We start from the raw sequence: 21,562 nt of genomic DNA on the forward strand, positions 1-21,562 counted from the left end.
ATGAATGGGAGTATGAGTACATCTGAAATGCTGTGGATGTGTCTGGCTGGATGGCTGATTGTGCAGCTGCTTTTTGCGTTATGGAATGCGGCCTGTCTTCCTAAAGTACGTTCATTCCGTAAAGCCAGCCTCCAGCCTCCCGATCTGCTTGTTTCGGTATTGATTCCCGCCCGAAACGAACGAATACATATCGAAGAATGTTTGGAAAGTGTGCTTGCCAGCCACACAGATGGGTTCCGCATGGAAGTGCTGGTACTGGACGACCGCTCGGAAGACGAAACCGCGGCTTTGGTTCAGGCCATCGCTGAGCGGGATTCGCGTGTACGTTTGCTTCGCGGTACAGAGCTGCCGGCGGGCTGGATGGGGAAGTCCCATGCCTGTCACCGATTGGTGCAGGAAGCGCAGGGGGACTGGTTTATGTTCGTGGATGCAGACGTTCGGGTCAAGCCGGACGCCATTGCGCAGACACTTGCTGCAGGGTGCGCGCAGGGCGGCGGTCTGGTTACCGGATTTCCCTATCAGGTCGCCAAGACCTGGATGGAAAAGCTCGTTGTGCCGATGATGATGTTTACGATCATCAGCCATCTACCCATTTTTATGATACGCAGGTCAGCAAGTCCGATGTTTGTCGCCGCTACGGGGGCTTTTTTGCTTATTCATCGAACAAGTTACGAAGCTTCTGGCGGTCATGCAGCGATTCAAGGGCATCTGGTGGACGATATGAGTCTTGCCAAAGCGGCGAAACGTGCGGGTCACCCCGTGATGCTGGCAGATGTCCACGATGTGACGAGTACGCGGATGTATCAGAACGGCGGTGAGGTATGGAACGGGTACAAGAAAAACATGTATGAAGGCATGGGGCGCAAAGACGTGCTGCTGCTTGGTACGATGCTGATGTATTTCATGATGTATATGGTACCGCCGCTAGGTCTGGTGATAGGGCTGTTAACGGGAAGTGATACCTCGATGCTGTATGGATTCATAGGCACGCTGCTTGGCATGGCTGTAAAACGAGTATCCGATTATATCGGAGGTCAGCCGTGGTGGCTGGCTCTTTTTCAACCGATCAGCATGGCATGTGTCATTGCCATCGGTCTGGCCTCATGGCAGGCGGGTCGATCCGGTAAAGGATACGTATGGAAAGGCAGGCGGTACAGCTGATGCGTAATATACAGGGGAATGGAAATGGTGACGGTTCAGAAGATACAGAGAGAGACAAAGGTATAGGAGAAGGTAGAAAAGGGGCAGGAATGCTGCTGGGAGAAGAGATGAAAATGGATAACGGGCACCGGGCGGAGGCCTCAAACGGGAGCTTAAAACAGGATGTCATTATAATCGGGGCAGGCTTCGGTGGTCTGTCCTGTGCGATCCGTCTTGCCTCAGCCGGCTTACGGGTAATGATTCTGGAGCGTCAGGAGCATGTGGGCGGCAAGCTCGCAGCAGATCCGGCAGGCGGGGTATCACTTTGACCGCGGGCCGAGCACGATCACGATGCCGGATGCGTTTCGCTCGGTGTTTGATCATGCAGGCGTGGCGATGGAGAACTATGTGCAATTGTACGAGCTGGAACCTCGAACACGTAATATTTTTGCTGACGGTACCGTGGTCGATCTGTCCAAAAATCGTGGCTCGATGAAAGAACAGATCGCTGCGTACAGTTCAGAGGATGCCTTACGTTATGATGCCTTCATGGATGAGTCTGCTGCATTGTACGCAGAAGCGAATCGTCATTTTCTCGGTAAACTGCTGCTGAAACCGTCTGACAAATACAATCTGCAAATGCTGCGCAGTCTGCTTAAGGTGCGGCCTGCGGTCAAGTTGGATAAGCTGCTGCGCAGGTACTTTAATCATCCGCATACCCTCGCGATGTTCGGAAGGTATGCTACGTACGTTGGATCTTCGCCGTATCTCTCACCCTCAATCTTCGCCATGATGGGACACGTGGAAGCAGAGGTGGGCGTATACGGGGTCAAAGGCGGAACGTATCAGCTTATTGAAGGTATGACTCGGCTTGCGTGCGAAAAAGGTGTGCAGATTCTGACGGGTGTAGAGGTGCATCAGATTGCAATTCAGAATGGCAGGGTGACGGGTGTGGATACAGATCGGGGTTTTATGGAGGCGAAGCAGGTTGTGGCTAACGGAGATGTGCTTAGTGTAAACCGGCTGCTGCTTGCACCTGAGCATCGGAAACGCATGAGCGATGCCCGGATTGCAAAGTACGAACCGTCCATTTCAGGCTTTGTCACCCTGGCCGGGGTGCGCAGGCAATACGATCAGCTGCTGCATCACACCGTCTTTTTCCCAGAGCAGTACGAGCCGGAGTTTGAACATATTTTCCGTAACCGCAGCATGCCTTCCGATCCAACGATATACATCTGTTACTCCGGGTACTCCGAAGCAGGCATGGCTCCAGAAGGAGCCAGCAATTTATTCATTTTGGTGAACGCGCCATATTTGTCCGAAGCGTGGAACTGGGAAGAGCAGCAGACACGCTATGGAGAATTTGTGCTTGAACGATTGGAGGCACGCGGGATCAGCGGACTAAAACAATCGGATGTGCTGATCCGTTATACCCCCCAACATATTGAACAGGATACACTCGCTCATCAAGGATCTATCTATGGAATCTCCTCCAATTCGGTGAAGCAGACCTTCATGCGCCCAGGTAACCAAAGCAAAGATGTGCAGGGACTCTGGTACGTTGGCGGCACCACCCACCCTGGCGGTGGGACCCCGATTGTTACCTTGTCTGGTCAGCTTGTGGGTGAGCAGCTTGCAGTGGAGCTGGGAAAATAATATAGGTGCGGCGAGAAATAGATTGTTCTGAAACCTGATGAAATTAACGAGGTCAGATCAGTAATGCGAAACTTTATTGACTTAAACACTGAGGTGAAACAGGTACTCTGGCATCTCAATAAGCTGGTACACGTGCTGCGGGTCCAACTACGGAGAGCGGCTGCTTCAAGGCTTCAGTGAGGCGTTACGTAAGGGTGCTCCAAAACCTTTAATGAGGTTATTCATCGAACTCATTTGGTTTTGGGGCGTCCTTTCATTAGGTGAAGAGGAACGGTATACTGGAAAGAGTTGTGCATTGATAGAATACAGTCATGTTTGGCGTGATAAAGAGTCGGATGAACAACAAGTGTGGCGGCAAAAGCACAGGATGGATTATTTCATATGTGTTATGTGTGGAAGGCGAACCGTGATCGCTGCGGATGTTCATTCCACTGCATTTCATTTACATAGAAACAAGGGGTACAGAGCAGCCAAACATGGGGTAGGGAGCAGGAAGCAAATGCAGGCCAGCCTACCCTGCACATTATTCTCACTTAGGAGGTCTCATCATGAATGAACAAGAGCGAGCCGGCAGACGGCTGCTGCCCGAAGTGGCAACGGGAGAACGGAAGCTGGAGCACGTGCGCCTCTGCTTGGAGGAGAATGTGGCAGGAGAAGGTATAACGAGTGGACTGGAAAAATATGCGTTCCGGCATCATCCGCTGCCAGAGTTAGACTTTGAAGAGGTGCGTCTAGACACTTCGTTCCTTGGCAAAACAATGCGTACACCTCTGCTCATCAGTTCGATGACGGGTGGAAGCCAAACCACAGGCGCTATCAATGAGCGCCTGGCGAGGGTAGCGAACGCCAGAGGTTGGGCGCTCGGTGTAGGCTCGATCCGGGCTGCCGTGGAGCAGCCGGAACTCGCAAGCACATTTAATGTCCGCCGCTGGGCACCGGACATCCCGGTCATCGCGAACCTGGGCGCGGTTCAGCTGAACTATGGCTTCAGCACAGCTGATTTCCAGCGTGCCGTGGATATCGCTGGCGCGGATATACTCGTGCTGCATCTGAACACGCTGCAGGAGGTATTCCAGCCAGAAGGCAATACAAACTTCAGCGGACTATATCAGCGAATCGAGACATTATGCCGTGAGCTGGAAGTTCCTGTCGGTGTCAAGGAAGTTGGCTTCGGCATCGATGGCGTGACGGCACAGCGCCTGTACGAAGCGGGCATAGCATTCATCGATGTGGCTGGCGCGGGTGGTACAAGCTGGGTACAGGTGGAGAAGTACCGCAACAATAACCCGGTACGCCGAGCGGCGGCGGAAGCCTTTGCCGACTGGGGCATCCCCACAGCCGAGTGCATTCAGGACGTACGAGCGCTGAACCCCGATGGGGCGCTGATCGGAAGCGGCGGACTGTACACGGGCGTGGACGCCGCCAAAGCGCTTGCGCTGGGTGCCGACCTCGCAGGCTTCGGCCGCTCGCTGCTCGAATCTGCCGTCACGTCCGACGAAGCACTGGATCAGCGACTGGAGCAGGTCGAATTCGAACTTCGCACCGTCATGTTTGGCATCGGCGCAGGCAGCATCGCAGGTGTGAAGCAGACAGAACGTTTGGTAGAGCGGCGGTAAGGTTGGCGGACGGGGACGCCGAGGAGTCAGAGTGGAGAATAAAAGGTTAGTAAGCGGAGGGCTGTATCGGTTCAGTAGCTCTAACGATCACCAGAAGCGCTATTTGTGCGAAAACCTCCAATATTTTGTGAAAAACGTGGTTTTCAAGTAAATAAGCTCCCTGGTGATCGTTAGAATTTCAAAAGTGACCAAAAAAAGGAAAATAGCGTCGCTGGTGATCGTTAGAATTCGTGGTGTCCCATCTGGCATTCGCTGATCGTTCGATGTAGGAATGGAATATGCGAGTGAATGGGATCTCGTGGTGCGAACCCCAAGCTCACATGATTTCCCCGGGGGATTCGCACCAGTTTTCTTATGTTTTCGTGACCTTTTGGCAACAGTGTGTGGTTAAATTGGGGTGTTTTTGAAGTCAATGGTAAGGTTGTTTGATATAATATGAAGAAGATACGTCATGCGAATTAGATTTTACAACTTTACTACGTATTTTTTCGCTGTCGCACTCCGTTGGGGTGCGTGGATTGAAATAGCTGTTCACTAAACAGCAAATGCTGTTTATCCCGTCGCACTCCGTTGGGGTGCGTGGATTGAAATCAAGCGACGATACAGAAGCTCCGGCGTCCACATTGCGTCGCACTCCGTATGGGGTACGTGGATTGAAATAAAGAATACGGTACCGATCAACTCACCCGCTTTGGTGTCGCACTCTATATGGAGTGCGTGGATTGAAATCCGGTAGTCATTGGATGTCATGGGTACAAAAAAAGTCGCACTCCGTATGGAGTGTGTGGATTGAAAAAATTGTTTCCCATTCCTTCCTGACCCACCTCCAGAATCGCACTCCGTGTGGATTGACTTGATCTACGCAGAACATCTTCCATACATTTGTTTCCATACCATAGAAATGATAAAAACACCCAACCCCATCTTGTATCTAATCAGATGGGGTTGGGTGTTTCTTATGTTTAAAAGTGTACTTTTCATGTTCTTTGTTACGTGTGTAATACAGTTTATTTATCTTCTGATTCGTACACAAGCACGTCCGTAAGAGAGTAATCATTTCCTGTCATTGGACGCAACGTGTTTATAATATTGTTTAAAGTATCTAGGTCAAGCCTCTTTGTTTTTCCCTCGCACAAATCATAGATCAAGTTAGGTCGAACTTTCGCTTCTCTTGCTAATGCATTTTTAGTGATATTTGCTGCATCTAAAGTATGTCCTAATACAATTTTAATAGACAAAGCCAATCCCGCCTTTCATAGTAATCATAACCTAACGTTATATTGTTCGCTTTATATCATTAAACGTTAAACTGTAGTCGTTAATTTCGAACGGAGGTATTACTGTGAATTCCAAATTGGAGCTAGCTGCGTTAGTGCTCAGCCCTTTCGGTCAAGAGAAGAGGTATATGTTTGCCGAGGATATGTGTTAAGTTGCAGCTATATATTTTACGTTGATGAAAACACGCTCCTACTTCGGCATGTGCAAAAGGTTGAAGGTGTGGTGCATATTTATATTGATGGTCATTCTGGAGGAATAATTCTCGCTGAGAATGTTACAGGAAATACACAAGAGATGATTAAATCTATTGTGAACAGATTGAGTGGAATGGATGGATTGTCATTTCTTACGGATATCCTATTATGGACCCCAGAACGGATCGACATGAACTTAAAAATTGATCAGTAGTATACACTTATTATTTAGTAAAATATTTACAAGTAAAATATTGCTAATTAACACAATCTTATAGTATGATTTTATTGACCGTTGCTTAATTATTGATTGGAAGGTGGTGTTCCCGTTGAACTCAAATACCACAATACGTGAACATTTAGAAATTTATTTGAAAACAAATCATATGACTCTTAATCAATTTTCAGAAATTTCAGGTGTTAATTCTGGTACGTTAAGCGGGACGTTGAATGGGAGCCGCCCTATCGGTATGCAACAACTAGATCGGATTACGGAAGGTATGAGGTTGGAGGAAGGTTATTTTTACGATTTATACATACAAGAGTGTTTTGTGCATTCAAGCCCAGATTGGCGAAGGTTAAGACCGTTTTTGTATCGTTGTGCGGAACTTGATAAGGTTAAATATATGGAAGAAGCTGTTAACCTGATTATGGATAATCTGTCTTATGCTCCTCTCTTATTTGAGTTGGCAGAGCAGTTATACCATGAAGGGAGGCTGATAGCAGCTAGACCTCTCTATCGTTGCGTAGCTGAGAGTGAGAAGATGCAGCATTCGGAACGGTTGGCGCTAAGTCAGTATCGGTTGTTTACGATTGGACTTTCCAAAGATCAGATGAGTAACCTAGCACTTGCCACACAGTTTGAATTTTTTGTGGATCGTTTAGACGAGCCTTATCAACTTGATGGATTAAATGATCTTATTAATGTATATGCATCCTTGCGTCGATGGGATAAGTTATTAGAATTAGGGGAAAAACTCAAAGTGAGAGCAACAATTCATTATGAGTTGAACGGAAATAGAAAATCTAAGGAAACAAAAAAAGAGATTGTATTCTATGTATTGTACTCTTATTTAGTGATGGGAAGTGCCTGCTTTTACCTTGAAGATTACAAGACAGCCCTTCATTATATCACACAGTATATAGATCATAGTTGGGTACAGTGTCCTACTGAAGCTGAAGAACTTGTGATGCTTCAATTCCAAGAATGGGCTGAAGCGAATCGGTTTATGTATATGCTAAGAGATGGACAAGTACATGTGCTTCCTGATTACTTGAATTATATTTCCAATAAAGAAAATGAAGTGTTTCCAGCTTTATGTGAAATTGTAGTTGCGGCGAATTCATTCAACTTAGATATTGAACATGTTCTGAATAAATACGAATCTGTGTTCCTTTATCAGGAACAGGTTAGTCGAATAGGCAAGATGAGTAGTCAAATTACGAATGATCGTTACGCTCGTTTGTTAATGGGAATAAGTGAGTATTATTTTGGGAAAGAAGATTATAAAAATGGATTTAAAACATTACTGGATAGTTTATCCTTCTCTCTTGAGATCAACAATGGCTTATCTATGCTTAAATGTGTTGGGTTATTTGAAAAAAACCGAAGGTATGCATCCGATTCCCTAATAATGCGGTATCAACATCTAATTAGTGAGGTGCAAAATCTCAATGATAAAAAAATTAGTTTCTCTTATAGCAATATGTAGTGTAGTCATTATACTAACTGTTCCAACTCCAGTAAAAGAAGGTACTGAAAATCAACCAGATACCCGAATGACAACCAATAGTCATGGTCTTGGAGGTTAGTTTGCGAGTGTATTGAGTGATAAATCTTCTGAGCAACTCCCTGAGTAGAAGTAACTTCTCTACTGCAAAGGGGGTTTTTTGTGTTCCACTTATTGTTTAGAACTTTCCCTATTATATAGCCCCTGTTGGAGTTTATTTGAATTTTTGCTAATTAGCAGGATGTTCTAAAATGATACAGCAGGGAGGGGTGTTATGGATCGTAAAGAGCTCAAACTGCGAATCGAGGAAGCGAGGGAGAAACTCCATCAATTAAAAACAGAGTACGGCGAGCTTCTTCACCCTCAGGTGATCCACCAATCTATGGTGCTGGATGAACTGATTAATATGTACAACCATGTTAAAAGGATAAAGCCGATGGAGTGATCCATCGACCTCTGGGGCGAGAAACTTTGGCCGGTCGCTCGCCCTTCTATTTTAACATAAGTGGATGTGTAGAAAGAGAAACATTCAATTTAAGTACAATTTTCCTTCACAGTTATATTCTCGTTAGTTATCGTGATGAGGGAAGTTCCTGACACAGATTCTGTATATCCACAGGATGTTTTTGTATAGGTTTTGCCGCGACTGTCCTTAAGTATGACGTAGACGGAACTTTCGCCTAAATAATGCAATTTTGGAGTATACTTAATTTTTTTTCCGCTAACGATTTCTTCGCTAAAGGTATAGAGCAGGTCGGAATCTTCTGTTTTATCTGCTGTGCTCGCATCGAGAACGGGTTGCTTCAAACGGGTTATGCCTGTCTAATCTGAGTAATGTCATAGTCTGACTGATTATCAATCGTAATTCTGAGTTTGCGGAACGGATCGATGGCATTTAGAAAACTCATCACTGCGATGGTGCCTAGTGCAAGGATCAGGCCAAGGGCAATCGTAAGTTTTATTTTGGAAATGGGACGACGTGGTTTGGTGTGCATGGTTAAACCGTCCTTTCTATTCGATTGTTGTATACGGGTGTCTCGTATTAAAGATATAAACGAAGGATGTATGCAAAAGTTGGTGCAGGAGCATTATTTTATAGTTGATGTTCAGTGAATGAGGTACAATACGAAAGAGAACGAGTAGAGCAATAAGGGAATAATAATTGAAGAGGTGCTTGAACTGTACATAAAGATCAGATGTAGGTCATCATAACATTCACACCGAAGTGATTACACCCAGATGAGGAGGAGTAGAGAATGGAACTGTCCCCAATGAATACGGAACAATTTGCGAGTTTTCGCAGCCGTTCGATTGCGGATTTTGCACAGGAAAAAGTAGAAGCAGGCACGTGGGCGCCGGAAGAGGCATTAGAACGGGCAGAGGAATCTTATGAGCGTTATCTGCCGGAAGGTTTGGAGACGCCAGGGGCATACGTATACAATCTGGTGCATCCTGTGGACGGCATTGTCGGGTACATCTGGTTTAATGTTACGGAGAATCGCCGGGGGAAAGAAGCCTTTCTGCTGGATATTGTGGTGGAAGAGGTGCATCGCGGCAAAGGGTATGGCAAAGAGACGATGGAGGCGCTTGAAAAGAGCGCGCGAAGTCTTGGAGTAGATCGCATTGGGCTGCATGTGTTTGGACATAATGAGCGGGCGAGCAGCCTGTATCGCAAAATGGGCTATGAAGTGACGGACTTGACGATGTACAAAGAGATCAAGGACAAGGGCTAGAGCCGAGCTTTAACCCTGCAAATCCTATCATACTGCAAACGGATCATTCATTCAGGCCAAGCGAGCGATTAAAACATATGGTCCGAAGGGGATATCAACATGCAGGCAGGAAACAGCGATATGAAGATCGGAAGGACTGTTTATGATCCGGCGAAGTTCCTTGATGCCTTGGGGTTTGTCATATATAATGGTTAGGATTATCCATACCGAACAAGTAATGAATGAGGAGTTGTCATATACATGGCTTTGAAAGCTGGGATCGTGGGTCTGCCGAACGTTGGTAAATCTACATTGTTTAACGCAATTACACAAGCAGGTGCCGAGTCCGCAAACTATCCGTTTTGTACGATCGACCCGAACGTGGGGATCGTTGAAGTACCGGACGAGCGTTTGGACAAATTGACAGAACTGGTTGAGCCGAAAAAAACGGTTCCTACCGCATTTGAATTCGTAGACATCGCAGGTCTGGTACGGGGAGCTTCCAAAGGCGAAGGTCTGGGCAACAAGTTTCTTGCCCACATCCGTGAAGTCGATGCGATCGTACACGTGGTACGCTGCTTCGTAGACGAGAATATCACGCACGTCGATGGAAAAATTGATCCGATCAGCGACATCCAGACGATCAATCTGGAGCTGATTCTGGCGGATATCGAGAGTGTAGAGAAAAAAATCGATCGCTCCAAGAAAAACATGAAGGGCGGCAACAAAACGGCTGCTCAAGAAGTGGAAGTATTGGAGAAGGTAAAAGCAGTTCTTTATGAAGATATGCCAGCACGCAGCATGGAGTTGTCGGATGAAGAGCGTCTGATCGTACGTGATCTGCACCTGCTTACGCTGAAACCGGTTCTGTATGCGGCCAACGTGGCTGAGGACGAAATTGGTGATGTAGCGAACAATGCGTACGTGCAGAAAGTAAGAGAATTCGCTGCTGCCGAGAACGCGGAAGTGGTGCCAATTAGCGCGAAGGTTGAAGAAGAAATCTCCGAGCTGGAAGGCGAAGATAAACAAATGTTCCTCGAAGAGCTGGGGATTCAGGAATCTGGTCTGAACCTGCTGATTAAAGCAGCTTACAAATTGCTTGGCCTGTACACGTACTTTACAGCGGGTGTACAAGAGGTTCGTGCATGGACGATCCGTAAAGGAACAAAAGCGCCCGGCGCAGCGGGTGTCATTCACACCGACTTCGAACGTGGATTCATCCGTGCAGAGGTTGTTTCATATGACGATCTGGTTGCAGCAGGTTCCATGAACGGTGCCAAAGAGCGCGGCCAACTGCGTCTGGAAGGTAAAGAGTATGTGGTGAATGACGGCGACGTGATGCATTTCCGTTTCAACGTGTAATAACCGAGTAAACGGAAGTTCAGACGGGTTCGTATATACAAAGGGCACTAGTCAAAATTAAAGAACAGCATCGCTCTCTATCTTTAGAGAATGATGCTGTTTTTGTTTTACATTTTACTCGGAGGTGTGCCCGGTTATTGACGAAGATATGATTACGTTTTCACTGGATTGTTTATCCGTGATGGATATAATAAAAGGTAAGAAGTACTCCTTGAGGAGGTGGCGGCATTGGAGAATACGTCTAAGGTCGTTCGATTTGATCCTGCACTTGTAGAAAAGGCAGGGCTGGACAGAGAGACACAGGAGCTGCTGCTGCATTCTGGTCTGCTGCAGATCAGGATGAACGGTGAAGATATACTCGGTATCCGGTTTGACTCACAGACGAATCAAGGTCTGATATGGGCAGAAGATGATCTTCGAATGCTGCTCCCTATCGGTTATGAGTGGGATGAGAAGACGGCAATCCTCGGGCTGGAGGCTGGCACGGGGATACTATATAGAATAGATGTACAGACCGGAGAGTGTGCCGTGGTGAACAGCAGCATCCATCGGTTTATGGAATTTTTGCACAGGTACGCATCATTCATTCATGAGCATTCCAAGCAAGCTGCACCCAGTGTCATGACGCTGGAACAAGCGCAGGCGAAGCTGGAGGCTTTTCGGCGCGGAGAGATTAAACCTCGATCGCAGCAAAGTGACCGATCTACCAGAGATCAGGCGTTGAAGGATCTGCGTTTATTTTATACAGAGAAAGACCCGGTAAGTGTGCTGAATGAGGAGACTTGGTGGAGCGTTGTGCTGGAGCAGGTAGAAGATGGGGTGCTCTAGCGGGTCAAATGAATCCTGAAAATTTTAAGGTGCACACCCGGAACTGTTGCTGTTCAGAAGCATAAGAATATGCTATAATTAAGAGTCGTATACCGATGATGAACTGTTCGTTTCAATCGTTGAGAGGAGACGGAGGATTCCAGCAGGTAACGATTTCTTTATATCACTTTAAAAGTAAAGGATTTGATGACGTTGTAGCGAGGTTATACGTCGATCATATAAGACCATGTGAATTGGAATGACATGCTGCGGTCAAGGGATTCAGATGGAATCCTGTGGATTGTGGAATTTTGAATTATAGATATGTGATACGAATGGCGCAGTCGGAATCGTATATTGAAACCGGGATGTGCATGACAAAATAAAACGTGAGGTGACTATACATGTTGGATAAATTGCAGGCATTAGCCGATCGTTATGAAAAGCTGAGCGAGCTTTTGTGTGACCCGGATGTAGCCAGTGATAACAAAAAGCTGCGTGAATATTCCAAGGAGCAATCTGATCTTCAGCCGACATACGATGCGTACAATGAGTACAAACAAGTGAGCGAGGATCTGGAAGCGGCGAAGGAAATGCAGGGCGAGAAGCTGGATGACGAGATGCGCGAGATGGTCAAAATGGAAATCGAAGAACTGTCCGCACGTCAGAAAGAGCTGGATGAACTGATTCGTGTACTCATGCTGCCGAAAGACCCGAATGATGATAAAAACGTCATTGTGGAGATTCGCGGCGCAGCTGGTGGAGATGAAGCGGCGTTGTTTGCGGCAGATCTATACCGGATGTATACCCGTTATGCGGATGCACAGGGCTGGAAAGTGGAACTGATGGATGTGAACACGAATGACCTCGGTGGATTCAAAGAGGTTGTGTTCATGATCAACGGTCGCGGCGCATACAGCAAAATGAAATACGAGAGCGGTGCGCACCGTGTACAGCGTATTCCAACGACGGAATCCGGCGGACGGATTCATACATCGACTTCAACCGTTGCTGTAATGCCGGAAGCGGAAGATTTTGATATCGAAATTCACGATAAAGACATTCGTGTCGATACGTTCTGCTCCAGTGGTGCGGGTGGACAATCGGTTAATACAACGAAATCGGCGGTACGGGTAACCCACGTTCCAACGGGCATTGTAGCTACGTGTCAGGATGGAAAATCGCAGAACTCCAACAAGGAAAAAGCGCTGCAGGTGCTGCGTACACGTATCTTCGATATGAAACGCATGGAAGAAGAAGCGAAAATCTCCGTGGAGCGCAAAAGCAAAGTGGGAACGGGAGACCGCAGTGAGCGGATTCGCACGTACAACTTCCCGCAAAGCCGTGTTACCGATCACCGTATCGGTCTGACGATGCACAAGCTGGATCAGATCATGAACGGGGAGATCGAAGATATTCTGTCTGCACTGACGATTGCACAGCAGACGGAAATGATGGAAAGAGGAGAATAATCTGTGACGCGCGCTCAGTTTGTCATGACGCCGGAGCAGAGCTGCCGGGAAGCCTTTGTCGAGGCTTCCTCTTTTTTGGAGAAGTGCGGCGTGTACGAGCCGCAGAACAATGCCCGGCTGCTGCTGGAGCATGTGCTGGGCGTCTATGGCGCACAGTACTACATGATGCAGCCGGAGCCGTTCCCCGGGGAGCTGCGCAGCCGCTGGGAAGAAGCCGTTACGCGCAAGGCTGCGGGTGAGCCGGCGCAGTATATTATCGGCAGCCAGGAGTTTTACGGGCTGCCGTTCGAAGTCACGCCGGCCGTGCTGATCCCGCGGCCGGAGACCGAGCTGCTGGTCGAGGCTGTGCTGCGCGAAGCCGACCGCGTGTGTGCTGGCGCCGGCCGTGCAGTGCACGCCGTCGACATTGGTACGGGCAGCGGTGCCATCGCCGTGACGATGGCTTCGCTTCGCCCGCAGTGGCAGGTGTCCGCCGGGGATCTCTCGGCGGATGCGCTGCAGGTGGCCGCGCGCAACGCGGCCGCGAACGGTGTACAGATCGACTTCCGTGAAGGCGATCTGCTGGCCCCGTTCGCCGGGGAGCGGTTGGACATTCTGGTGTCCAACCCGCCCTATATCCCGGCAGGAGATATCGCCGGGCTGCAGCAGGAGGTGCGCGATCATGAGCCGCACCTCGCATTGGATGGCGGTCCGGACGGGCTTGCCCCGTACCGTATCATGCTGGAGCAGCTGCAGCTGCTGTCTGCGCCGCCGCAGATTGTCGGTTTTGAGCTGGGCATGGGCCAGGCTCGGGACGTGGCGGCGCTGCTGGAATCGGCGGGGCATTGGCCGGAAATTATCATTGTTCCTGACCTTGCCGGAATTGAGCGGCATGTCCTGGGTGTTCGACCTTCGGAACAGGTGACAAAAATGTAAGGCGCGTAAGTTTTCTTTTTGCCGCGAAATCCTCTACAATGGGGTATGCCGAAGATTTTCTGAATGCTTGGGGGAACATAATTACATGCTGCACAAATTCAAAAAGATCGACTACTCCATCGTTTTTATTTTGTTGATCCTGATGGTCATCAGTATAATGGCCATTTACAGTACTACGACTGGTCGTCCGAAGGTCGAGGGATTCACCAAAAATATGATTGTATTTTATGTTTTGGGTTTTGCTGTTTTTTTCGGAATGTCCATGATCAACTATAAATTCATCGTCAAAAATTATTTATATATCTATGGGCTTGGTCTGTTCCTGTTAGTTCTGGTTTTGTTTATCGGTAATGAGTACTACGGAGCCCAAGGCTGGCTTTCGATTGGCGGAGTCAGTCTGCAGCCTTCGGAGCTGTTCAAGCTATGTCTTATTGTCATGTTATCGACACTGCTCGCCAGAAAGAAGAACAGGCCTTTGTTTTTAGGGCGAGATGTCATTCCCATCAGTCTGTGTGTTCTGCCGCCCTTACTGCTTGTGCTGCTGCAAAATGACCTGGGTGCGGTACTCAGTTATATCTTTATCTGGATCGGTCTATTATGGATCGGCAATATCAAATTTTCACATGCATTGATTGGTTTTGTACTGGCGGTAAGCGCAATCGTTGCTGGCATACAGGCCTATATTCATTATCATGATGAAATTACAGGTTTCCTCAAAGATATTAAACGTGCACACTGGGCAGAGCGGTTCGACCCTTGGCTCGTGCCTGAACTGACATCCAGAGATGTATTATGGCAGACATACAATGCCAAACTTGCCATAGGTTCGGGTGGTGTTACCGGCAAAGGGTATATGGAAGGAACGACCATTCAATCCAATCGGGTACCCTTGGCTTACGCGGACTCGATTTTTGTACAGATCGGTGAAGAATTTGGTTTTGTTGGTGCTTCGGTACTGCTTTTATTGTATTTCATCCTGATTCATAGGCTGGTGTTGATCGCTTTGGAATGTAAGGACCGGGTAGGTGCCTATTTAATCGTAGGCATTATTGCGATGATTCTGTATCAGGTCTTTGTTAATATTGGTCCGTTTATAGGCCTCATGCCGCTGACCGGTATTACGCTTCCTTTTATCAGCTATGGGGGTACATCACTGCTGATCAACATGATCAGTATGGGCATTGCCATGAGCATCAAGGTGCACACCGAAGACAACGAAGATATTCTGGGATCAGCGGAACAGCCGAGCATTACGGAACTAGTGATGAAGCTGTTCAGACGCAAACCTGTGCAGCAGGAGCAGCCGGAACAGTAAACGTGGAGATTCCATTAATGTTTGCAGCGATTCTCTCATCAAAACTCGCAGTTACAAATGCAGCGTAAAACTTTTCATAAAACCTTAGAACCGATCTTTCCAGCATGGACTGGATAGACCGGTTCCAAGGTTTTTTTGTTTTTTCATAGGTAAGGCTGCGGCATGAGGAATGATGTCCCTGCTTCGTAAAGTGGAATTTGTCACATGATGATCGAGTTTCCATTCTCCCGACGAATTAGGTACAATGGTAATAATGATCTATATTGGGAATATACGATGTGAGATATAGGGGGATAATCAAACATCATGTGGAGAATGGTGAAAAAGCTGGACGGCATCATACTTTTTGTACTGCTGTTATTAATGGTTATGAGTGTATTTGCGATCTACAGCGGTACACGTTTTGATCCCAATCTGGCAAGTCATCATGTGAAAACCATTTATTTCTATGCAGCGGGGTTTATCGCTGTCATTGGAATTGGATTAGTCAACTACAAGCTGTATGTGAGATACGCATTTCTTCTGTACGGCATCGGTATCATTTTTCTAATATTGGCTAATGTGCTTGGAAGTAAGGTTAACAACGCGAACGGCTGGCTGAAGATCAGCGAGAGCATTTCGTTTCAACCTGCCGAATTGTTTAAAATGATTCTCATTTTGTTCCTCGCCCATCTTATTGTGAAGCGTAAACGAGGGGATCTGGGTTTTTGGAGAGACGTGGTGCCGATTGGATGTTGGACATTTATTCCGTTTGCCCTTGTTATGGCACAGAATGACTTGGGTAATGCTCTGGGGTATGTGATCATTCTGGCTGCAGTATTATGGATCGGCAATATCAAGCTGAAACATGCATTAATCGGGCTGACGATTATAGGTGCATTCTTTATTGGGTTCATCAAAGCATATACGTTCTACCATGATGAGGTGTTCTCATTTCTGGAAAAAATCAAACGGGAGCATTGGGCTGAACGGATTGATCCGTGGCTTGTTCCCGAGAAAGCAACTGCCAAAGCGATGTGGCATACGAAAAATGCCGGGCTTGCCATCGGATCAGGCGGGATTATGGGTAAAGGGTTCCTGGAAGGTACCTCTGTCCAAAGCGGACGTGTACCTTATACGTACTCGGATTCGATCTTTGTAGTGATCGCAGAGGAATTTGGTTTTGTAGGAGCTTCCCTGCTAATTCTATTATATTTTATCCTCATCCATCGGATGGTGCTGATCGCACTGGAGTGCAAAGAACGGGCCGGACCCATTATCATCGTGGGCATTATCGGTATGCTGCTCTATCAGGTGTTTGAAAATATAGGAGCATTTCTTGGGCTTATGCCGCTGACGGGCATCACGCTGCCATTTATCAGTTATGGCGGAACGTCTTTGCTGATCAACATGGCCTGTATCGGGCTGGTGATGAGCATTAAACTGTACGGGGACGAGGATGAAGATGAACTGCTCCCAGAGGAGCAGCCTCCGTCCTTCATGCAGCGAATCTGGGACTTGATCAAGAAGAGAAAAGAGAAAAGAGAACAGCATCATGCAGCTGTATTTACGTTGGAGGAAGTGACTTATCCTGTTCCCCAAGGAAATGAATCCAAGAGGTTGACAGGCCTGTGAGCAGGCCAGGGTCAGCCTCTTTTTTATGAATTTATTTGATCAAATAAGGATAAGGATATCATGGTCTGAAAGCGATAGGAGAGAGAGCATAAGATCAAGGCCATGGCAAACACATCGACGATGCAGCGCTTCGGTTATCGTTGTTTCTATGAGACATTTTAATAGATTTGTGAATATACTAGGTTTACTTCCCGCTCATCCGGGCATACTGATAGACATGAGAGAGTTGGGCGCTGGATACCGAGCCGAGGGGGAAGAACGGGATGAGCAGACGAATCGTGAAGCAAATTGGACTTATTATTGTATGTCTTATGATGATCATTATGATGTGGGAAGGTCAGAAAACGGATGCGGCTGTTGCAGCGACGGCGATACCGGAGCAGTCGATTCGATTGCGGATACTGGCAAATTCCGATGGGGCAGGAGATCAGCTTGTCAAACGTGAGATACGGGATGCGGTGGTTGCACAGATGGGCGAGTGGGTCGGAACCTTGGAAAATCCGCAAAGTCTGGAGCAGGCACGCCATGTGATTCGGGAGCATCTGTCCGAGATTGAGAATCGGGTAGGTGAAGAGTTAACGAAACGTGGACTGACCTATGATTATCAAGTAGAGCTCGGCACGGTTCCTTTTCCTACTAAGCTGTATGGCGGCACGGTATACCCTGCAGGTGATTATGAAGCGGTACGGATCACGCTGGGTGAAGGCAAAGGGCAGAACTGGTGGTGTGTATTGTTCCCGCCATTGTGTTTTATCGATGCGAGTACAGGGGATGCACTGGCTAAACCAGCTGCAGTCTCTGCGGCAGGAGCAGACTCGGTAGAGGTGAAGGCATCCATGCAGGGAGAGACGCCTGAAGCAAGATTCTTTCTATGGGATATAGCTGTGAAACTGTGGGATTGGGTAACAGGATTATTCTCCTAACAACGTGATTTCGATATGAAGTATTTGGATGGAAATAGGATATAAATCATGAGAGAGGCCTCTGCTGCGGGTGTGCAGAGAGCTTCTTTTTTAGGAACGAGGCTGTGAAGGGGAGCGTACTTATGGCTCGATCAAACCTGAAACGTGACAGATATGCTATACTAATATGTACTGAAATTGAACCTACTTGAAGTTTAGGGATGATGATATATATGAACAGAGAGCATGAATCTATGCAGCATCACTCGTTAGAGGATAAGTTGGTCAACGAGGCGGCAGGTACAGCCCAGGGTGGACATAACACAGCCTTTTGGGATGTCAGAGCGCTGCTGCAGGAACAAAGTGAAGCAGAAGATATGCAGGAGATTTCCCTGTATTCCAGTGTGAAAAAGGGGAGCGCCGCCCGTGAAGCGGCGCTTGCTGACCTGCAGGCAGCGGCAGCCTGCCTGGGTCAAGGAGAAACCGTGGCCTTCCCGACCGAGACGGTCTACGGTCTCGGCGCAGATGCGCGGAGCACAGAAGCGGTGGAAGCGGTATTTGCCGCCAAGGGTCGGCCTTCCGACAACCCGCTGATTGTGCATATCGCGCATCGTGACCAGCTGCAGGAACTGGTCACTGAGGTTAACGAGACAGCGGAAGCATTGATCACGGCCTTCTGGCCGGGTCCACTTACGCTGGTGCTGCCGGTTAGGCCAGGGGCGGTGTCCCCGCGCGTCACCGCCGGGCTGGATACGGTGGCCGTGCGCATGCCCGACCACCCGGTGGCTTTGCCGCTCATCGCAGCGGCAGCATGCCCTGTGGCTGCGCCAAGCGCCAACCGTTCCGGGCGGCCCAGCCCGACCCTCGCCGCACATGTGCGGGAGGATCTGGACGGCCGCATCGGCGGCATTGTGGACGGCGGCCCCACCGGGGTGGGCGTCGAGTCCACTGTGGTGCAGGCCGGTGACGACGGTACCGTCACCATCCTGCGCCCGGGCGGCATCACGGCGGAGCAACTGTCCGCCGTGGCCGCCCGTGTCGCCACGGACCCGGCGCTTCTCGCCGAGGGGGCCGGTGGCGACAGCACCAGCCCGGCGCCGCGCTCGCCGGGCATGAAGTACACGCACTACGCACCCGCAGGAGCGCTGTGCGTGGTTGAGGGGCCGCCCGAAGCGGTGGCGGCCTGGACCCGCGCCGCTCTCGCAGAGGCGGCGCAGCGCGGAGAGCGCACCGCGGTGCTGGCGTTCGCCGAGCACGCGGAGCAGTACCGCGCCGATGCCGTATTCTCGCTGGGCGACGCCAGCGAGCTGCAGGAAGCTGCGCGCAGGCTGTACGCCGCGCTGCGCAGCTGCGATGAGCAGGGAGCCACATATATTGTGGCGGAAGCCTGCTCGCGCGAAGGGCTGGGAGCAGCCGTCATGAATCGGCTGCTCAAGGCGGCAGGCAACCAACTCATCCAAGTTGGCTGACCTGCCCACCTGAACGCTCCTGACCACCGGATCAGGAGACCCGACGCTCCGCAGACAGACGCCGCGTTTAACGTGACAACCGATTGCTTTTTCATACAGCGAGCAAGCCTTGACCTGCCTTTTCTCATCGGAATGCTGCATCAACACTTCTTCCTTCCAGTTTCCCCGCATCCGTCATGTTTGAGTTCTTGTCCGCATATCGTGTACAAGAACCTTTATGCGACTTGGGGGAATGAGGATGTGGGATGTGTCTGCTCATGTGGGGCAGTTGGTAACCATTCTGATTATGGCCGTTGCGCTTGGGCTGGATGCGTTCTCGCTCGGTATCGGAATTGGCATGAAGGGCATACGGCTGCGGGACGTGTTGAAGATCAGTACGGTCACGGCGCTGTTCCATATCATCATGCCGCTTGCGGGCATGTATATGGGCAAGTATATGAGCTCCTTGCTGGGTGATATTACGAATTATGCGGCAGGCGGCCTGCTTGTGCTGCTGGGCGGTCATATGATTTTGAATGCGTTTCGCGAAGGGGAAACCAAGCTGGTGGATCACCGCTCTTTACTGGGTATTATTTTATTTTCACTCAGTGTCAGCGTAGATTCATTCTCCGTTGGCGTATCGCTGGGCATGTTCAGCAGCGATCTTGTTCTGACGATTCTGGCCTTCGGTTTCTGCGGCGGGTTGATGTCCATCTTGGGGCTGCTGCTGGGACGCCGGGTAAGTCAGAATCTGGGGGATTACGGTGAGGCAGTAGGCGGAGCCATCTTGCTTGCCTTTGGACTTTTGTTTATATTTTAAAATAAAACGTGCGAACGATACGATAGGCATATCACATCTTGATCTAATGGGGAGGCTAACACAATGAAACATATTTTATTTGTATGTACAGGCAATACGTGCCGCAGCCCCATGGCAGAAGGGCTTTTGCGAAAACTGGCATCCGAGCGCGGCATTGAGGTGCATGTTCGTTCTGCGGGTGTAGCCGCAGCGTCGGGAATGCCGATCTCGCGTCATGCCGAAGCGGTGTTGAAGGATCATAGTGCGGAGGGACCGTCCCATTCCACACAGCTCAGCGCAGAGCTGGTCGATTGGGCCGATCTGATTCTGACATTAACCCGGAGTCATAAGCAGCATGTGATGCAGGTGTTTCCGGATTCCATTCAGAAGACCTATACGTTGAAAGAGTATGTGGAGAATGATGAGCAGGTGCTGCAGGACCTGCAGGAATTGGACAGCCTGTACGCGACACTGGAGATGAAGCGTGCACTGGGGCAGGAGATTTTGGCATCCGAGCGGGAGCGCGCCATTGAGATCCGCCAACGTATACCGAGCTTTGATATCTCGGACCCGTTTGGCGGGAGTCGGGATGATTACAATATCGCTGCAGCAGAGATACGGACAGCTTTATCGCGGCTTCTGGATAAGCTTGAGTAAATTTCGGCAAAGATAGACAAGATATAGAAACAGAACATCAGATGTAAATTAACCGTTGATTTTAGAGTAGGGTTGATTTATGATGAAGGGGAAAACAGGGATCCGGTGTAACTGGCGACGAAGTGGGCACAACCACAATGGAGCACCGGAACAAACGGCCGGTCGCCTGGGCAAAAGAGCAATTCTGCGATACCCGCAGACTGCTCTTTTTTTCGTCTTTCGTCTGATTTTTCGCTATAATAGTACCTGAAATGCCATGAGCGTATGCAGAGGAGAAAGCAGCACGAGGCAGCAGGCATGATTTTATCGGGAGGCGATAGGATGACGATTGAATTGGATTCGGAACAACCTGGACTGCAGCAGCAGACCGCATCGATCCTGCGTGAACTGGCACTTGCCGGAAAGCTTGGAGCCGGACACATTGTTGTCATTGGCACAAGTACAAGCGAGGTTGCAGGTCGGCGTATTGGAACAAGCGGTGCAGTGGACGTAGCGCAGCAGCTGCTTGCGGGTATTCACGAGGTGCAGACGGAGTTTGGTTTCCATACCGTATTCCAATGCTGCGAACACCTGAACCGGGCGCTTGTGATGGAACGTGCGCTGCTTGAGCGTCTCGGACTGACAGAGGTTGGTGCAGTACCTGTACCAAAGGCTGGTGGTTCCATGGCATCGACTGCCTATCGATCACTGTCCGATCCGTGTCTGGCTGAGCATATTCAGGCTCATGCAGGTCTGGATATCGGGGAGACGATGATTGGCATGCATCTGCGTCATGTTGCGGTTCCTTTCCGTACATCGCTTCGCTATATTGGTGAGGCTCGTGTGACCGCAGCACTTACCCGTCCGAAGCTGATTGGCGGCGAACGGGCAGTATATCGTATGGAAGAGCAGCCTGATTCAACCTTTTGTGACTAACGTATAAAGCGAAATGATGTTTACACGTAA

At 49.1% G+C, this 21,562-nt stretch carries 20 protein-coding genes and 1 riboswitch; of the genes, 18 read left to right on the plus strand and 2 right to left on the minus strand.

From position 1 onward, the window contains the following. The 4 genes from ABXS70_RS28935 (at window position 1) to fni (ending at window position 4,412) form a co-directional block, all read left to right on the plus strand. Complete coding sequence (locus ABXS70_RS28935; protein WP_366292872.1) at window positions 1–1,161, plus strand: glycosyltransferase family 2 protein; 1,161 nt, start codon at window positions 1–3, stop codon at window positions 1,159–1,161. Then, window positions 1,161–1,469 (plus strand): FAD-dependent oxidoreductase, encoded by a 309-nt coding sequence (locus ABXS70_RS28940; protein ID WP_366292875.1) that lies wholly within the window; start codon window positions 1,161–1,163, stop codon window positions 1,467–1,469. Before ABXS70_RS28935 ends, ABXS70_RS28940 begins: the two co-directional genes overlap by 1 nt. Beyond that, complete coding sequence (crtI, locus tag ABXS70_RS28945) at window positions 1,420–2,796, plus strand: phytoene desaturase family protein (RefSeq protein ID WP_366292878.1); 1,377 nt, start codon at window positions 1,420–1,422, stop codon at window positions 2,794–2,796. The genes ABXS70_RS28940 and crtI overlap by 50 nt, the downstream gene beginning before the upstream one ends. 548 nt (window positions 2,797–3,344) lie before the next feature. Continuing rightward, window positions 3,345–4,412: a type 2 isopentenyl-diphosphate Delta-isomerase gene (gene fni / locus ABXS70_RS28950; protein ID WP_366292881.1), complete on the plus strand. Its 1,068-nt coding sequence runs from the start codon at window positions 3,345–3,347 to the stop codon at window positions 4,410–4,412. Between the two features lie 1,007 nt (window positions 4,413–5,419). Here fni and ABXS70_RS28955 read toward each other — a convergent pair. Further along, window positions 5,420–5,650 (minus strand): helix-turn-helix domain-containing protein, encoded by a 231-nt coding sequence (locus ABXS70_RS28955; RefSeq protein WP_366292884.1) that lies wholly within the window; start codon window positions 5,648–5,650, stop codon window positions 5,420–5,422. 554 nt (window positions 5,651–6,204) lie between these two features. Here ABXS70_RS28955 and ABXS70_RS28960 point away from each other — a divergent pair. Together ABXS70_RS28960 and ABXS70_RS28965 are read left to right on the plus strand one after the other, a co-directional pair. Next, a complete protein-coding gene (locus ABXS70_RS28960) occupies window positions 6,205–7,596 on the plus strand; it encodes a transcriptional regulator (protein ID WP_366292887.1) in 1,392 nt (463 codons plus the stop codon). A 292-nt stretch (window positions 7,597–7,888) separates the two neighbouring features. Next, window positions 7,889–8,059 (plus strand): aspartyl-phosphate phosphatase Spo0E family protein, encoded by a 171-nt coding sequence (locus tag ABXS70_RS28965; RefSeq protein ID WP_366292890.1) that lies wholly within the window; start codon window positions 7,889–7,891, stop codon window positions 8,057–8,059. Window positions 8,060–8,426: 367 nt separating this feature from the next. Here the strand turns inward: ABXS70_RS28965 and ABXS70_RS28970 are convergent, their stop codons facing one another. Continuing rightward, window positions 8,427–8,609 (minus strand): hypothetical protein, encoded by a 183-nt coding sequence (locus ABXS70_RS28970; protein ID WP_366292893.1) that lies wholly within the window; start codon window positions 8,607–8,609, stop codon window positions 8,427–8,429. 261 nt (window positions 8,610–8,870) lie between these two features. Between ABXS70_RS28970 and ABXS70_RS28975 the strand changes: the two genes are divergently transcribed. The 12 genes from ABXS70_RS28975 to ABXS70_RS29030 all read left to right on the plus strand — a co-directional run bounded on the left by ABXS70_RS28975 (window position 8,871) and on the right by ABXS70_RS29030 (window position 21,532). Further along, the gene (locus ABXS70_RS28975; RefSeq protein WP_342553094.1) at window positions 8,871–9,347 is read left to right on the plus strand and encodes a GNAT family N-acetyltransferase; all 477 of its coding nucleotides are present in this window, start codon (window positions 8,871–8,873) and stop codon (window positions 9,345–9,347) included. 240 nt (window positions 9,348–9,587) lie between these two features. Next, entirely contained in the window at window positions 9,588–10,688 is a 1,101-nt protein-coding gene (gene ychF / locus ABXS70_RS28980) for a redox-regulated ATPase YchF (protein WP_342553093.1), read from the plus strand. A gap of 228 nt (window positions 10,689–10,916) precedes the next feature. Continuing rightward, window positions 10,917–11,516 (plus strand): SUKH-4 family immunity protein, encoded by a 600-nt coding sequence (locus ABXS70_RS28985; RefSeq protein ID WP_342553092.1) that lies wholly within the window; start codon window positions 10,917–10,919, stop codon window positions 11,514–11,516. A 383-nt stretch (window positions 11,517–11,899) separates the two neighbouring features. Beyond that, window positions 11,900–12,967 (plus strand): peptide chain release factor 1, encoded by a 1,068-nt coding sequence (gene prfA, locus ABXS70_RS28990; RefSeq protein WP_342553091.1) that lies wholly within the window; start codon window positions 11,900–11,902, stop codon window positions 12,965–12,967. Between the two features lie 24 nt (window positions 12,968–12,991). Beyond that, a complete protein-coding gene (gene prmC, locus ABXS70_RS28995) occupies window positions 12,992–13,882 on the plus strand; it encodes a peptide chain release factor N(5)-glutamine methyltransferase (protein ID WP_342556460.1) in 891 nt (296 codons plus the stop codon). Between the two features lie 85 nt (window positions 13,883–13,967). After that, a complete protein-coding gene (locus ABXS70_RS29000; RefSeq protein ID WP_342553090.1) occupies window positions 13,968–15,197 on the plus strand; it encodes an FtsW/RodA/SpoVE family cell cycle protein in 1,230 nt (409 codons plus the stop codon). A 306-nt stretch (window positions 15,198–15,503) separates the two neighbouring features. Beyond that, complete coding sequence (locus ABXS70_RS29005; RefSeq protein WP_342553089.1) at window positions 15,504–16,811, plus strand: FtsW/RodA/SpoVE family cell cycle protein; 1,308 nt, start codon at window positions 15,504–15,506, stop codon at window positions 16,809–16,811. Between the two features lie 263 nt (window positions 16,812–17,074). Then, window positions 17,075–17,734, plus strand: coding sequence for a stage II sporulation protein R (spoIIR, locus tag ABXS70_RS29010; protein ID WP_342553088.1), 660 nt, complete (start codon window positions 17,075–17,077; stop codon window positions 17,732–17,734). A gap of 356 nt (window positions 17,735–18,090) precedes the next feature. Continuing rightward, window positions 18,091–19,182, plus strand: a complete 1,092-nt coding sequence (locus ABXS70_RS29015) for an L-threonylcarbamoyladenylate synthase (RefSeq protein WP_366296810.1) — start codon at window positions 18,091–18,093, stop codon at window positions 19,180–19,182. 238 nt (window positions 19,183–19,420) lie between these two features. Continuing rightward, window positions 19,421–19,981, plus strand: coding sequence for a manganese efflux pump MntP family protein (locus tag ABXS70_RS29020; protein WP_342553087.1), 561 nt, complete (start codon window positions 19,421–19,423; stop codon window positions 19,979–19,981). 63 nt (window positions 19,982–20,044) lie between these two features. Next, window positions 20,045–20,617, plus strand: a complete 573-nt coding sequence (locus tag ABXS70_RS29025) for a low molecular weight protein arginine phosphatase (RefSeq protein WP_342553086.1) — start codon at window positions 20,045–20,047, stop codon at window positions 20,615–20,617. A gap of 97 nt (window positions 20,618–20,714) precedes the next feature. After that, window positions 20,715–20,796, plus strand: a riboswitch (ZMP/ZTP riboswitch). A 142-nt stretch (window positions 20,797–20,938) separates the two neighbouring features. Beyond that, complete coding sequence (locus ABXS70_RS29030; RefSeq protein ID WP_342553085.1) at window positions 20,939–21,532, plus strand: TIGR01440 family protein; 594 nt, start codon at window positions 20,939–20,941, stop codon at window positions 21,530–21,532. The last annotated feature ends 30 nt before the right edge of the window (window positions 21,533–21,562 follow it).

Source organism: Paenibacillus sp. AN1007 (genome assembly GCF_040702995.1).
Taxonomy (GTDB): Bacteria; Bacillota; Bacilli; order Paenibacillales; family Paenibacillaceae; genus Paenibacillus.

Coding starts and splice junctions, on each gene's coding strand:
- ychF (WP_342553093.1), top strand. CDS start 9,588: ATGGCTTTGAAAGCTGGGATCGTGGGTCTGCCGAACGTTGGTAAATCT.
- ABXS70_RS29000 (WP_342553090.1), top strand. CDS start 13,968: ATGCTGCACAAATTCAAAAAGATCGACTACTCCATCGTTTTTATTTTG.
- fni (WP_366292881.1), top strand. CDS start 3,345: ATGAATGAACAAGAGCGAGCCGGCAGACGGCTGCTGCCCGAAGTGGCA.
- ABXS70_RS28965 (WP_366292890.1), top strand. CDS start 7,889: ATGGATCGTAAAGAGCTCAAACTGCGAATCGAGGAAGCGAGGGAGAAA.
- spoIIR (WP_342553088.1), top strand. CDS start 17,075: ATGAGCAGACGAATCGTGAAGCAAATTGGACTTATTATTGTATGTCTT.
- prfA (WP_342553091.1), top strand. CDS start 11,900: ATGTTGGATAAATTGCAGGCATTAGCCGATCGTTATGAAAAGCTGAGC.
- ABXS70_RS29025 (WP_342553086.1), top strand. CDS start 20,045: ATGAAACATATTTTATTTGTATGTACAGGCAATACGTGCCGCAGCCCC.
- ABXS70_RS29020 (WP_342553087.1), top strand. CDS start 19,421: ATGTGGGATGTGTCTGCTCATGTGGGGCAGTTGGTAACCATTCTGATT.
- ABXS70_RS29030 (WP_342553085.1), top strand. CDS start 20,939: ATGACGATTGAATTGGATTCGGAACAACCTGGACTGCAGCAGCAGACC.
- prmC (WP_342556460.1), top strand. CDS start 12,992: ATGACGCCGGAGCAGAGCTGCCGGGAAGCCTTTGTCGAGGCTTCCTCT.
- crtI (WP_366292878.1), top strand. CDS start 1,420: ATGTGGGCGGCAAGCTCGCAGCAGATCCGGCAGGCGGGGTATCACTTT.
- ABXS70_RS29005 (WP_342553089.1), top strand. CDS start 15,504: ATGTGGAGAATGGTGAAAAAGCTGGACGGCATCATACTTTTTGTACTG.
- ABXS70_RS28935 (WP_366292872.1), top strand. CDS start 1: ATGAATGGGAGTATGAGTACATCTGAAATGCTGTGGATGTGTCTGGCT.
- ABXS70_RS28970 (WP_366292893.1), bottom strand. CDS start 8,609: ATGCACACCAAACCACGTCGTCCCATTTCCAAAATAAAACTTACGATT.
- ABXS70_RS28975 (WP_342553094.1), top strand. CDS start 8,871: ATGGAACTGTCCCCAATGAATACGGAACAATTTGCGAGTTTTCGCAGC.
- ABXS70_RS29015 (WP_366296810.1), top strand. CDS start 18,091: ATGCAGGAGATTTCCCTGTATTCCAGTGTGAAAAAGGGGAGCGCCGCC.
- ABXS70_RS28940 (WP_366292875.1), top strand. CDS start 1,161: ATGCGTAATATACAGGGGAATGGAAATGGTGACGGTTCAGAAGATACA.